Source organism: Natronorubrum halobium (assembly GCF_051351675.1).
Lineage (GTDB): Archaea > Halobacteriota > Halobacteria > Halobacteriales > Natrialbaceae > Natronorubrum.
In genome coordinates this window covers 4,375,986-4,389,148 of the sequence record NZ_CP195595.1, presented here as the reverse complement: position 1 = coordinate 4,389,148, position 13,163 = coordinate 4,375,986, and the positions used below count along the sequence as shown (strand labels likewise).

Annotated in this window: 14 protein-coding genes and 1 pseudogene; 9 read left to right on the top strand and 6 right to left on the bottom strand. The window is 65.1% G+C overall.

Translation table 11 applies throughout. The annotated features are described in order from the left end of the window. Positions 1-77: 77 nt before the first annotated feature. The gene (locus ACSFC7_RS21900; protein WP_139171254.1) at positions 78-218 is read left to right on the top strand and encodes a rubrerythrin-like domain-containing protein; all 141 of its coding nucleotides are present in this window, start codon (positions 78-80) and stop codon (positions 216-218) included. A gap of 16 nt (positions 219-234) precedes the next feature. Further along, entirely contained in the window at positions 235-1,551 is a 1,317-nt protein-coding gene (gene gdhB, locus ACSFC7_RS21895; protein ID WP_436344918.1) for a glutamate dehydrogenase GdhB, read from the top strand. Positions 1,552-1,584: 33 nt separating this feature from the next. Here gdhB and ACSFC7_RS21890 read toward each other — a convergent pair whose 3' ends face one another. Beyond that, complete coding sequence (locus ACSFC7_RS21890) at positions 1,585-2,214, bottom strand: phosphoribosyltransferase (protein ID WP_436344917.1); 630 nt, start codon at positions 2,212-2,214, stop codon at positions 1,585-1,587. Between the two features lie 551 nt (positions 2,215-2,765). Here ACSFC7_RS21890 and ACSFC7_RS21885 point away from each other — a divergent pair. From ACSFC7_RS21885 to ACSFC7_RS21875, 3 genes are all read left to right on the top strand, one after another. Next, positions 2,766-3,542, top strand: a complete 777-nt coding sequence (locus ACSFC7_RS21885; protein ID WP_436344916.1) for an NAD(P)H-hydrate dehydratase — start codon at positions 2,766-2,768, stop codon at positions 3,540-3,542. Positions 3,543-3,602: 60 nt separating this feature from the next. Next, a complete protein-coding gene (locus ACSFC7_RS21880; RefSeq protein WP_436344915.1) occupies positions 3,603-4,277 on the top strand; it encodes a class I SAM-dependent methyltransferase in 675 nt (224 codons plus the stop codon). A 102-nt stretch (positions 4,278-4,379) separates the two neighbouring features. Further along, positions 4,380-4,658, top strand: coding sequence for a hypothetical protein (locus ACSFC7_RS21875; protein WP_436344914.1), 279 nt, complete (start codon positions 4,380-4,382; stop codon positions 4,656-4,658). Positions 4,659-4,780: 122 nt separating this feature from the next. Here ACSFC7_RS21875 and ACSFC7_RS21870 read toward each other — a convergent pair whose 3' ends face one another. Then, positions 4,781-5,617 (bottom strand): lipoate--protein ligase family protein, encoded by an 837-nt coding sequence (locus ACSFC7_RS21870; protein ID WP_436344913.1) that lies wholly within the window; start codon positions 5,615-5,617, stop codon positions 4,781-4,783. Between the two features lie 117 nt (positions 5,618-5,734). Next, positions 5,735-6,135: pseudogene (locus tag ACSFC7_RS21865) on the bottom strand (ArsR family transcriptional regulator). Positions 6,136-6,363: 228 nt separating this feature from the next. On the opposite strand from ACSFC7_RS21865, the gene ACSFC7_RS21860 reads away from it, so the two are divergent. Then, the gene (locus ACSFC7_RS21860; RefSeq protein WP_436344912.1) at positions 6,364-7,275 is read left to right on the top strand and encodes a serine/threonine-protein kinase RIO2; all 912 of its coding nucleotides are present in this window, start codon (positions 6,364-6,366) and stop codon (positions 7,273-7,275) included. A 68-nt stretch (positions 7,276-7,343) separates the two neighbouring features. Here the strand turns inward: ACSFC7_RS21860 and ACSFC7_RS21855 are convergent, their stop codons facing one another. Then, positions 7,344-8,075 (bottom strand): hypothetical protein, encoded by a 732-nt coding sequence (locus ACSFC7_RS21855; protein ID WP_436344911.1) that lies wholly within the window; start codon positions 8,073-8,075, stop codon positions 7,344-7,346. Between the two features lie 185 nt (positions 8,076-8,260). Further along, a complete protein-coding gene (locus tag ACSFC7_RS21850) occupies positions 8,261-9,799 on the bottom strand; it encodes a S8 family peptidase (RefSeq protein WP_436344910.1) in 1,539 nt (512 codons plus the stop codon). A 381-nt stretch (positions 9,800-10,180) separates the two neighbouring features. Here ACSFC7_RS21850 and kdgK1 point away from each other — a divergent pair, with 381 nt between their 5' ends. Continuing rightward, positions 10,181-11,137, top strand: a complete 957-nt coding sequence (gene kdgK1 / locus ACSFC7_RS21845; protein ID WP_436344909.1) for a bifunctional 2-dehydro-3-deoxygluconokinase/2-dehydro-3-deoxygalactonokinase — start codon at positions 10,181-10,183, stop codon at positions 11,135-11,137. Between the two features lie 24 nt (positions 11,138-11,161). Here kdgK1 and ACSFC7_RS21840 read toward each other — a convergent pair whose 3' ends face one another. After that, entirely contained in the window at positions 11,162-11,401 is a 240-nt protein-coding gene (locus ACSFC7_RS21840) for a hypothetical protein (protein ID WP_436344908.1), read from the bottom strand. Between the two features lie 279 nt (positions 11,402-11,680). Here ACSFC7_RS21840 and ACSFC7_RS21835 point away from each other — a divergent pair, with 279 nt between their 5' ends. Continuing rightward, positions 11,681-12,214 (top strand): hypothetical protein, encoded by a 534-nt coding sequence (locus tag ACSFC7_RS21835; protein ID WP_436344907.1) that lies wholly within the window; start codon positions 11,681-11,683, stop codon positions 12,212-12,214. A 252-nt stretch (positions 12,215-12,466) separates the two neighbouring features. Beyond that, positions 12,467-13,057 carry a 50S ribosomal protein L15e gene (locus tag ACSFC7_RS21830; RefSeq protein ID WP_436348012.1) on the top strand — a complete coding sequence of 197 codons (591 nt, stop codon included), beginning with the start codon at positions 12,467-12,469 and terminating at the stop codon, positions 13,055-13,057. Positions 13,058-13,163 lie beyond the last annotated feature (106 nt).

The following is a 13,163-nucleotide window of genomic DNA, read 5'->3' as shown; positions in this document are numbered from 1 at the left end:
GCGCCGGGGCTAGTTATCTGACGAATATACCTATCCTAATATCCTTATTATTCCTAAATGCAACGTCCCCCTCTCCCATGAAAGACGTCCAGTTCAACCCAGACGAGGTATCGAGCTACGAGTGTTTCGACTGTGGAACCGTCGTCCGTGCGACAACGGCCGCGTGCTGTCCCGACTGCGGCGCCGACATGCGCAACCGTCGAACGCCGATCGAGTAATCCAGTTTTTGATCTCATGGCTTCAAACCAACCGTCCGCAGTGTCTACCGAGGAGCAGCGATCGATCGACGCGGCCGAACCCGAAACCGCACTCGAGACCGCGCGCAGACAGCTCGAGCGCGCCGCGGCCCACCTCGAGATCGACGACGCCGTTCTGGAGCGCCTCGAGCACCCGGCGAAAGTCCACGAAGTGACCGTCCCGCTCGAGCGCGACGACGGGAGCGTCGAGGTTTTCACCGGCTATCGCGCCCAGCACGACAGCGTCCGCGGACCGTACAAGGGCGGGCTCCGGTACCATCCCGAGGTCGCGCGCGACGAGTGCGTCGGGCTCTCGATGTGGATGACCTGGAAGTGCGCCGTGATGGATCTCCCGTTCGGCGGTGCAAAGGGTGGCGTCGTCGTCAACCCCAAATCGCTGAGCGACGACGAGAAGGAACGGCTCACGCGGCGGTTCACGCAGGAGATCCGGTCGGTAATCGGTCCCACGACGGACATCCCCGCACCCGACATGGGGACCGATCCCGAGACGATGGCCTGGCTGATGGACGCCTACAGCATGCAGGAAGGCGAGACCATTCCCGGCGTCGTCACCGGCAAACCGCCCGTCGTCGGCGGTTCCTACGGCCGCGAGGAAGCACCCGGTCGCAGCGTCGCCATCGTCACGCGCGAGACCTGCGACTACTACGACTACCCGCTCGAGGACACGACGGTCGCCGTCCAGGGCTTCGGGAGCGTCGGTGCGAACGCCGCCCGCCTGCTCGAGGAGTGGGGCGCCACCGTCGTCGCCGTCAGCGACGTCAACGGTGCGGTCTACGACCCCGACGGGATCGACGTCGGGGCGATCCCCTCCCACGACGAAGAACCGGAGGCGGTGACCGCGTACGCGGCCGAGGCGACCGATATCACGCGGCTCTCGAACGAGGCCCTGCTGGAACTCGACGTCGACGTCCTCGTGCCCGCCGCCGTCGGGAACGTTATCACCGCGGACAACGCCGCCGACATCGCGGCTGACATGGTCGTCGAGGGCGCCAACGGCCCGACGACGTTCGCCGCCGCCGCCATTCTCGAGGAGCGCGGCATCCACGTCATCCCGGACATCCTCGCCAACGCCGGCGGCGTGACGGTGAGCTACTTCGAGTGGCTCCAGGACATCAACCGCCGGAAGTGGAGCCTCGAGCGCGTCCACGAGGAACTCGAGTCCGAGATGATCGGCGCCTGGTCGGCCGTGCGAGACGAGGTCGAGTCGAAGGAGCTGACCTGGCGCGACGCCGCCTACGTCGTCGCGCTGTCGCGGGTCGCCGAGGCCCACGAAGTGCGCGGACTGTGGCCCTGATCGGGACCTCAATTCGATACCCGCAACGACGGACTACGCGTTCCGATCGAGGTACTCGATTGCCTCCTCGTCGCTCACCTGCCCGAACGTCCGGTAGAACTGCCCGACCGCGCGGAACGACTGGGGCTCCTCGAGTGCGATCACGTCGTCGGCTTCCCCCTCGAGATCCTCGATACCGCGCGGCGAGCCGACCGGAACGGCGAGCGTGACGTGTGCGGCACCGGCCTCGCGAACCTGTCGGAGACAGGCCGTCGCGGTCGCGCCGGTCGCGACGCCGTCGTCGACGACCACCACGCGTTTCCCCTCGAGGGGTGGGAGACCCGGCGTCTCGCGATACCGAGCTGCCTTCTCGCTGGCGTTGTTCGCTTCCGACGCTCGCACCTCCTCGAGGTAGTCGTCCGAGACGCCGAGCCGATCGATGAGGTTCTCGTTGTACCAGACGCTGCCGTCGCTGGCGACCGCTCCCAGCGCCAGTTCGGGGTTCTTCGGTGCGCCCATTTTTCGGGCAACTACCACGTCGAGGTCGGCGTCCAGCGCGTCCGCGACCGGACGGGCGACCGGAAGCGCACCGCGAGGGATTCCGAGGACGATATCGGCCTCGAGACCGCGGGACTCGAGTTCGGCGGCGAGTCGGTTGCCGGCGTCGGTTCTGTCGTCGAACATGGCTCTAGCTACGACGGCTACGGCCTATGCTTTGGTGTGGCACACGACGGGGGAGAGTCACCCTCGTCAACGGACGTGTTCAAACGGGGGTGGTCAGCCACGTGCGGTGGCGCGCCTGTGCGGAGGCGCACGCTGTCGTGTGCTCGAACGATAGCGAGAGTACACCGACAATCCCGTGCGAGGTCTTCGCGAACGAAGGCTCCGAAGCGTCTTCAGGTGGATGAGTGAGAGATCGTAGGGAACGAACATTAGCGCGGAACCAGCGGTTCCGCGAACCATCCGACTAGTGCGAGACCACAGGTCTCGCAGACCGTGCGAATAGTGCAGGACCGACGGTCCCGCATACCGTGCGAACGGCGTGTCGCGCCGTGAGGAGAAATCGGTTGGGGGAGGGCGTGGACATCCCTAGTTGCCAGTAGTAGCGCACGTTCGAAACGTTCTCTGCACTGATTATTCCGTTGGGGTGTGTATCCGGTCGTTTCGTGCAGCGTCGCAAAGCGACCAGAACACGCCTGCCGAACGGCTACCCGTCGCCGTTCGGGAATTGGTGTATGGGTCGTCTTCAGCGAACGCTGTCGAATATCTCCGAGGAGAGTGGCATCGACAACGGTCGCGTCGGCATCGTCGGTGGAGCCGTCGAGTATCCGAACCAGCCCGTACTCGTCGGGCGGTCGGCGCTCCGGACCGGTTCGGACCACGTCCGGGCGTTCGTCGCCGATCCGATCTACGAAATCGTCGCGAGCCACGAGCCGAACCTGCTCGTCGACCGCTACGCGGGCGAACAGTTCGAGGAGAGCGCCGTCGAACGCACCCGCGAGATGAGCGAGTGGGCCGACGCGCTCGTGATCGGCCCCGGCCTCGTCGACGCCGACGAGGACGCCGTCTGCCGAGCGATCGAGACCGTCGACGTTCCGACCGTCGTCGACGCCCTCGCGATCGAACCCGCCCTCGAGGCCGACCTCTCGAACGCGATCCTCACGCCGAGCGGGAAGGAGGTCGACCCCATCGAAGACGCCTACGGCACGCTCGAGGCGTTCTCCGAGGAGACGGGGGCCGTCGTGACGCTGACCGGGAACGTCGACGAGATCGTCGCCGACGGCGAACGGACGAGCAACGAGACGGGCACGTCGGCGCTGACGGTCGCCGGAACGGGGGATACGATGGCCGGCATCATCGCCTCGCTTCTGGGTCAGGGGATGGACCGCAGCGACGCGGCGGAGTTGGGCGCGTGGATCCTCGGCAAGAGCGGCGAACTGGCGACGGCCGAGTACGGCCCGGGCGTCCTCGCGACCGACGTGATCGATCGGATTCCGGATACGATCCGCTGAGTCACACCTCTGCTGGGACAGGAAACAATTACTTCTCGACGCGTCATCACTTCTAGCGAGATGTCCGAACAGCACTCCCCACCCGCGGCGACGACGCAGGACGAGATCGCTCACCCCGTCTTCGCCGCGCTCTATGACCTGTGTCCGGAACCCGATCAACTCACGGCACAGCGAGCGTACCTCGCGCGGGACCTCTCGGGTCGAGTGCTCGAACTCGGCTGCGGCACCGGCGATATGTTCCCCGTCGTCGTCGACGGCGCCGCGGGCGACCTCGAGTACCACGCGATCGAGCCGGATCCGCACATGCGCAAGCGGGCAGCCGACGCTGCTCGCGAGACCGGGCTCGACGTCGACCTCCGGGACGCGCGGGCCGAGTCGCTGCCCTACCCCGACGAGCATTTCGACGCCGTCATCGCCGGCGTCGTCTTCTGTACCGTGCAGGATCCCGACGCGGCGCTCGAGGAGGCCGTGCGGGTACTGAAACCGGGCGGCGAGTTCCGCTTCCTCGAGCACGTTCGCGCCGACGGCTGGCGCGGGACCGGACAGGAACTGCTCGAACCGCTCTGGAAGCGCGGGGCCGGCGGCTGTCACCTCACCCGCGAGACCGTCCCGCGGTTCGTCGGTCACGACGGACTCGCCGTCGAGGAGGTCGATCGGCTCGACGTCGGCGTCTTCCCGGCGACGCCGGTCGTCCAGGGGACGTTGCGTCGCCGGCAGAACGGCGTGCTCGAATAGCGGTCTGCTCCCGGGACGAGGGAGGGAATTTCGCCGCCGAAACCACCGAACCCGGAGTCTGCAGGTGGAACTGTTTCCCGCGAGTCTGTTCAAGAGCAGTGTATGTCCGAACCGGATCGAGAGCCAACGGAGACGACCACGACCTCCACGGAGCAAGCCGAGGAGGAGGGACAGTGGATGGCCCGGAACTGGATCGGGATCGCCGTCGTCTCGATCTTCTCGCTGCTGTTGATCATGCTCGCAGCGATGCAGGTTACCGGCCTCGTCGACGTCTTCGCACCGATCGCAGAGACCGAAGGTCAGCAGTGGGGCGTGTTCTTCGTCCTGGCGCTGATCGTGATCATCGTCGGCGGCTGGAGCTGGAAGGCGATTATAAGCTGAACGGGTACGACCCGCTCGTCGTCGACGAACCAATCCGCTATCGTCTCACGGTGTGGCTCGAGGCGGTCCCCGGTTTCCGATTTTCGGTCACTGACCCGGAGCCACGGCGCCGCCCGCGGGAGTCACTGCTCGCTCGCCTCGAGCACCTCTCGATTCCGGATCCAGGCGTCGGCACCGAACTTCCGGTCGGCGAGGTCGCGGGCGGCCTCGAGTTCACCCGCCTGCCATCCCGATTCGTCGGCGTCGCACCACTCCCCGAGCGCCGACGCGAGCGTATCGACGGCCTCCTCGCGGTCGATACCGGCTTCCTCTCGGATGCTCGTCACCCGGTCGGTGAACGTCTCGTGCTCGAGACCCGTGTCGAAGACGCCGACGTGATGGGCGGGCTCGAGGTCGTAGCTGATTGAACCGTGCTGGATGACGATGTCGCGCTGGCGGTACTGGGCGTTGCCGCTGATCTTCTTCGCGTCCTCGCCCGCGCTCGCCGGCGCGACGACGTCGTGGGCCGGATTGATATCGCGGAGATAGCACGAGGGCTGGTAGATAGACGACTGTTCGACCGCGGCGAAGTCGGCGTCGACGCCCATTCGCTGGAGTCCCTCGAGTACCGGCCGGCAGAACAGGTCGTAACAGTCCATCAGGTTCCCGGGCACTTCGTCGGCCGGCGCGACGATCGTGTACGAGATGTCTGCGTAGCGATCGTGGTAGATCCCGCCGCCGCCGGTCTGTCTGCGTGTGACGTCGACTCCCTCCCGATCGCAGTACTCCCAGTCGACCGTCTCGGGATCCTGCCGGTACCCCAGCGAGAGCGTGCTCGGCTCCCACGAGTAGACGCGGACCGTCCGCAGGTCGTCCTCGAGTGCCGTCCGCGCGGCCACTTCCTCGATGGCCATCTGTACGTCCCCCGCGCGGGGGTCGTCCCGAATCAACCGCCACTCTCGATCAGCGAGGTCGCTCATACCCGTTCGATCATCCGCAACCGAGTTAGTGATTGCGACCCGGCGAGCGAACAGACCGAGTGCCTGATTCGTCTCGATGTCGATCAGATCGGAAACGCAGTGCAGTATCGACGGTCGTTACGGACTCGGGCGAGGCATCGCTTCGATCTCACCCGTCTTCTGAACTCGCTCGTACTGTCGCTTCCACGCGTCCTCCGGGAAGAGATCGTTTCGGTCGAACAATTCCCGCGCCGCCTCGCTGATGCGGTAGAACTTGTACGGATAGCCTCGAATCCGCGCGTTCCCGGTTCGACCTCGAGTTCCTCCAGGACCCCGACTTCCAGCAGCGTCTTGAGGTGGCGGCGAATCGCATCCGCCTCGAGGCTGGGATTCGTGTAGTCCAGTTCTTTGACGCTCGGCGCGCCTTTCAGATGTCCGACGATATCCGCGAGGAGGTTCGCACGCGTCCTATCCGTCGATTTCTGGAGGGCGAACCACGTGTCGAATTCTCGGTCTAAGTGTGGCGTTCCCGGGTCCATATCTGATCGTCCGATCCCATTCCTGATAAAAATACAACTATTATCGGATCGATTCGTGGACTTCCGGTTGCTCGATATTGCGAGCGTTAGTTCCGGCTGCGAGTAGTCGACTACTGAGATCAAACCGGATTTCATATCGCAGCATAGAATATACCAATACGAGAATCGATTCCAGTCTCCGACCCGTACGTCACGACGTTTTTACGTACACGCCGGCTACCACGCGCTATGGTGCGGAACGTCGCCGGATTACTTCCGGAACTCGAGGCCGAAGACTTCTATCTCCTGTCGGGGGTCGAGCAGGGAATGCGCTTCTCCGAGTGGGTCCAGCGGGAGAAACTCCCGAAGTTCTCGAGCCTGACCGAGGAGGAAGTCGACTACCGGCTCGAACGCTGTCTCAAACGGGGATTGATCGAGAAGAAAACGATCCAGTACGAGGGCTACACGCTCCAGTTCGAGGGGTACGATATCCTCGCGCTGCGAGCGCTCGTCGAGCAGGACACGATCAGCGAGTTCGGCTCGCCGCTGGGCGTCGGCAAGGAGAGCGACGTCTACGAGGTCAAGTCCTACAAGCCCCACGCGCTGAAGTACCACCGCGAGGGGTACACGAACTTCCGGGAGGTCCACAAGGAGCGGGACTACACATCGGATAACGAACACGTCTCCTGGATGTACACCGCCCGGAAAGCCGCGGAACGGGAGTATGACATCTTGGAGGAACTCTATCCCGACGTCTCGGTCCCCCGTCCGATCGGCCAGAACCGCCACGCCATCGTCATGGAGAAGATGGACGGCGTCGAACTCTCGCGAACGAGACTCGAGGACGCACAGGTACTCGGCGTCCTCGACCTGCTCGTGAGCGAGGTCGCGCGCGCGTACGAGGAGGGCTACGTCCACGCGGACATGAGCGAGTACAACGTCTTCGTCAGCGAGGAGGGCGTGAAAGTCTTCGACTGGCCACAGGCGGTTCCGGTCGAGCACGAGAACGCGGACGAGTTCCTCCGGCGTGATCTGACGAACATTCTCGGCTACTTCCGTCGGAAGTACCCCCAGCGCGTCCCCGACGAACTCGAGAGCGACGACGTCGCCGAATCGATCGCCGACGGGTCGTTCGAGACGGTGGCCGAAATCGGGTCGTAGCGGCCGAACCGACTGTACAATTCTCGTAAAAACAACGCTGTCTCAGAACCCATTCTCCGGAAACCGGTTCACGCCGGCGTTCCGGCGGGGCCCGGTCGTGGCTCGGCTTCGGGTGGCTGCTCGAGCGTGCGAAGTTGATCGTACGCGCGGGCGGTCGTCGCGAGGGCGTAGACGGTGACGACGGCACTCGCGATCTGGAGGAGCGCGGTGCCGATAACCCCGCCGGCCAGGACCGCCGGCACTCCGACGACGCCGTTGACGATCAGTCCGAGGAAGACGACGGCGACGCCGAGACCGAACAGTCGGAGTCGGCTGCCGCGGGTCAACGCCCAACTGCTGCGGAACGCCCGGACGAAGTTCTGGTCTTCGACCGCGACGAACACGCTCCAGTAGTAGAGGCTGACGAGGATGAACAGCCCCGGCACGAGCAGGAAGACGCTCCCGATCGCGACGGCGAGGGCGAAGACGATGGCCCCGACGAAGAGGTTGAGCGTGGCCAGTCCGATGTTTCTGCGCTGGAACTCACGCGGGATGATCTCCCGTTCGTTGGAAGCGAACGTTCGAAGCGCGACGATCGCGGCGACGAGCGTCGCGATCGTGATGGCGAACGAGAGGAGTCCCGTAGCGACGTCGACGAGTCCGATCGTCGGTGCCGTTTCCGCGGCGGGACCGAGGTTCGTGGGAGCGACGAGGGCGTTCACCACGGCAAGTACGGCAAATACGGCGACGAAGATGAGTCCGTTCCGCTCGCGGGTGCGGTCGAACCCATCAGTCATCGCGTCGATGATGCTAAAGACCATGAGGGTAATACGCGCGCTGAGTAGATATATGTAGCACCCATTACAGGTATCGGATTCGATGACGATCTCGCCGGCGAGACGGTCTGAGAAGCGCCGTAAGTGCGGATACGAGTGTTGGTCAATTCGAATAGTAAATCACATAATGCGATATAAAATGTGCCGGGCGCAGGTTTTCTCGTACTCGGTTACCCGGCGTCGCTACTCCAGGCCACGTCGATTTCGTCGAACGTCGCGAGATCACCCGCTTCCGCCCGTTCGACCGCCGCGAGCGCGTCAACGTATCCCGCGCCGACCGATTCGGCGGTGTAGGTGTCGCGGCGCCCTTCGTCGGCAGTCGCCTCGAGGGTCACGAGAACGTCCATCGGATCTGGCGCGCCGTCGGCGCCGTCGCGCTCGATAGCGGCGTCGTAGACCAGCGCGGCACAGCCGGCGGTGACGGGACAGGACATGCTCGTTCCGGACATGAGCCCGTAGTAGGGCTCCTCGTCGGGTTCGATGGCGTTCAGCGGGTCCGCCGGATTGAGCGTGCTCATCACGTCCTCGCCCTTGGCGGCGACGCCGTTACGGTAGACGCCCAGCGGGCCGTCGATTTCGTCCTCGGGAACGCCCTCGTAGAGCCGCGTGAGGTTCTCGTAGGCCGTCGCTCGGTCGTAATTGTCCGCGTCGTACGACCCGTTTCGCGGACGCCCGCGCGAGGAGAAGTCCGCGACGGTTTCCTCGTCGTCGGTCGCGGCGACGCCGAGGACGTGCGGTGCCTTCGCGTACTGGTTCAGGGTTCCGTACCCGGGGCCGTCGTTGCCCGCGGAGAAAACGGGGAGGATGTCCGCTTCGTGGGCGTGCCACGTCGCGACGTTCACCGGATCGTCGGGCACGAACGCCCGATCGTCGTCGGTCGGACCGTAGGAGTTCGAGACGACCTGTATCCGGTGTTCGCCCTCGCGCTGTCTGCGGAGCAGATCGTCGTAGGCGGAGACGATATAGACGATCAGCAATCCACCGGCGCCCGCCGAGTACATCGTCAGGTCGGCGTCCGGCGCCATCCCAGCGTACTCGCCGTCGCTCTGGTCGCCGGTTCCGCCGACGCTACCGGCACAGTGAGTGCCGTGACCACTCCGGTCAGTGTCGATCGAGCCGACATCCTGCCACCAGAGCGGTTCGTCCTGTACGACGGGAACACCGACGTACCGGTAGTTCGCCTTGAGGGTCGACTCGAGGTCGGGATGCAGCCCGTCGATCCCCGAATCGATGACCGCGACGTGGACGTTCTCACCGGTGTAGGGCGTCTCGAGTCCGTCGCCCGCCTGCACCGCGTCGGCGTTCGTGTCGCCGCGAGCGTCGTCGTTGTGGTACTCGAGTTCGTAGTTCGAAGAGATGTACCGAACCTCGTCCCAGCCGGCGACCGTTTCGATGAGCGGCCCCGGCAGTTCGGCGTAGCCGATCGGCAGCACGTCGAAGCCGACCGCGACCTCGACGGTTAGGGCCTCGAGGCGGACGACGTCCGCGTTCGACTCGAAGACGACCAACACCTCCTGTAGCACGTCGCTCTCGAGGTCGAGCGTTTCGTCGACGAGGGTGTCGCCGACAGCGGTCAGTCCCTCGAGCGCGTCTCCGAGATCGAGCGCTGCGCCCGTACCGGAGAGTGCGACGCTGCCCGTAATGCCCGCGCCGAGTCCTTTGAGTACTGTCCGTCGAGTCCGTCGGTGTCCCGTGTCACCATTTGTCATCTGAGTTCGTATTATACAATGCTGAATGTAATTGTATCTGCTCGTATCACACCGCATTTATACCGCCTTCGGGTCTGGGGGCGCCGCGCGACCCGTCCGTCAGCGTCCCGTCCTCGTCCGTGTCGGAGGAGACGGCGAGCGGACCGAACGTGTACCGGTCGGAGTCCGTGACGTCGTCCGGCGCTTGCGCGAAGTGGGTGAGCGCTTCGTATCACCACCGTCGGCGAGCAACCCGTGTGATGCCGTGCGAATCGCCGTCTGGCGTCCGGATGATCGACCGTCGTACGACCGGCGCGCGATTCCGGCCGCGTATCGGTTCCCGTCGCTACGGGTCGAGGGAATGCGGGGTATTTATTGCCGAGGCGGCGCCCTCTCGAGCGTATGTCACTCGTTACGTTCGGTGAAACGATGCTCCGGTTCGCGCCGGAATCCGGCGAGCGGATCGAAACGGCGACCGAACTGGAGTTTCGGACGGCCGGTGCGGAGAGCAACGTCGCGATCGCCGCGTCGAACCTCGGCGTCGACGCCGTCTGGACCTCGAAGCTTCCCGACTCGCCGCTCGGCCGCCGCGTCACTCGCGAGGTGCGCAGTCACGGCGTCGAACCGTCGGTGGTCTGGTCCGAGGACGGGCGACAGGGTGCGTACTACGTCGAAGACGGTGGTGAGCCCCGCGGGACGAACGTGATCTACGATCGAACCGACGCGGCGGTCCGCACGACGACCCCGGAGGAGGTGTTCGGCGCGATCGATCTCGCCGCCGGCGACGCCTGCTACGTGAGCGGAATCACACCCGCGCTCTCGGCGCAACTCGAGGCGACGACGAGCGCGCTCTTCGAACGGGCCCAGGAAGCGGGGGCGACGACGGTCTTCGATCTCAATTACCGCTCGAAGCTCTGGTCGCCCGCCGAGGCTCGCGAGAGCTGTGAGCCGCTCCTCGAGCACGTCGATATCTTCGTCTGTGCGGCGCGCGACGCCCGCACCGTGCTCGATCGGGAGGGCAGCGACGAGTCGATCTGCGCGGACCTCGCGGCGAGGTACGCGCCTGACGTGGTCGTCCTCACCCAGGGCGCCGACGGCGCGGTCGCGATCGACGGCGACGGCTCGATTCACGATCAGCCGGCGTTCCCCGCGGAGACGACCGATCCGATCGGGACCGGCGACGCGTTCGTCGGCGGGTTCCTCGCGGCGTCTCTCGAGAGCGCCGACGTCGCCGGTGCACTCGAGTACGGCGCGGCGACGGCGGCGCTGAAGCGGACGCTCGACGGCGATCTGGCCGTCGTGACGCCCGCAGAGGTGTCGCGAGTGATCGACGAGACGACGGACGGAATCGCGCGCTGAGTCGTCCGCGACGAATCGGACCGCTTACTGGCGAGCGTTCTCGACTGCGTCGACTACCGTCGCGGCGGTTCGGCGGACCTGTTCCGTGTCGTCCGCTTCGATCGCGTCGTAATCGACGATCGAACTGCCGACGCCGACGGCCGCCGCGCCGGCGTCGTGAATCGCGTGTGCGACCGGGACGATTCGGTCCGCGTCGACGCCGCGAAGGACGGCGACGATTCCGCTCTCTTCGATTCGTTGGCGTACTCGCTGTCTCTCTGTCATAGGCGGGAGTCAGTTTCAGACGACTTTAGCGCAGTGATACGTCCCAGTGACAGAACCTACCGCTGCAACGAGTGTGTTTGCGAGACGAAAACGCGGGTGCGTCTCGAGTGCGTATCGATCGGTGAGTGGATCGTTACGCGTCGGATTCCGACTCGAGAATCTCGAGTTCGATCGCTTTCGCCGTACTGACGACGAGTGACACGAACATCTTCGATCCAATACCTATCATTATCACTGACAGTTGATTGTTTAATTTGGCTCGCGCACATAGGCACTATCATGGGTGAGAATGACACGCGCACACTCGACGGTATCGGCATCTGGGGAGGCGGCTTCACCGGCGGCCTGGTCGGCGGGATCGCCATGGGACTGGTCCTCCACCTCGGTGCGAACCAGATCGAGTTACTGGGTGGCCTCGTGCCGGGAACGGGGACGGCGGTCGCGGTCGGCTGGACCGTTCACCTGCTGCTCAGCGTCGTCTTCGGACTGCTGTTCGCCGCCATCGCCTCGAGCAGTACGGTCCAACAACTACTGGTCACGTTCACCGACTACGTCGTCGTCGGCCTGCTCTTCGGGGCGGTTCTGGGACTCTTCGCCGGCGGGGTCCTGTTCCCGGTCGCGATGCAGGGGGCCGGCGTAGCGACGTTGCCGCTGCCGTTCCTGCCGGTGCCCGGCGTCGCCGCCGAACTGATCAGTGCACTGCTGTTCGCGCTCGGCCACCTCGTCTACGGGCTGCTCCTGGGTGCCGTGTTCGCGACGGTTAACGGCGTCGCACCGGTCGGCCTGCGCGAGCGGGTTCCGCTCGAGCGCTGAGCGGCCGCGTCGACTCATGCGGACCGTCTCTACCGGTTGCTCGCGTGCGCACCGGTTCCTCGTTTCGACCGCGTCTGCGTCCCCGGAGTTCGAAGCCCTTATACTCGAGAGTTGGGTAGCATGACGTAGACTCGCTGAGTCGCGGGCATCAGCGGGCACCTGTTCGGCGTCGACGCCACCACAGGTCGGGATGTGATCCGCGGGGACCGGCCCCGGTCGGGATTGAACCAGGAAACGCCCGCGGTGATAGCTATGGCAAAGAGCTTCTACTCCCACATCAAGGACGCATGGAAGGACCCCGACGACGGAAAGCTCGGGGAGCTGCAGTGGCAGCGAAAACAGGAATGGCGAAAGGAAGGCGCAATCGAGCGAATCGAGCGCCCGACCCGCCTGGACAAGGCGCGCGAACTCGGCTACAAGGCCAAGCAGGGCATCATCGTGACCCGGGTCTCGGTCCGCAAGGGGACCGCCCGGAAGGAGCGATTCACGGCCGGTCGCCGAACCAAGCGCCAGGGTGTCAACCGCATCGGGCGGCGCAAGAACATCCAGCGCATCGGCGAGGAGCGCGTCTCCCGAAAGTACCCCAACCTGCGAGTGCTCAACAGCTACTGGGTCGGGGAAGACGGCTCGCAGAAGTGGTTCGAAGTGATCCTCGTGGATCCGGAACACCCCGCCATCCAGAACGACGACGATCTCAACTGGATCTGCGACGACGCGCACAAGAACCGCGCGTTCCGCGGCCTCACCAACGCTGGCAAGGCCAACCGCGGTCTCAACAACCGCGGCAAGGGCGCCGAGAAGGTCCGACCGTCGAACAACGGCGGCAAAGGCCGCGGCAAGTAACCCGGTCCGCCGATTACGGCCGGCTTCGCGCCGACGTCGATTTTTATCGGACTCGGTTCCACTCGAGAGCGACGGCGTCGTGAGACGGCGGTGTGACTCTCGGGCG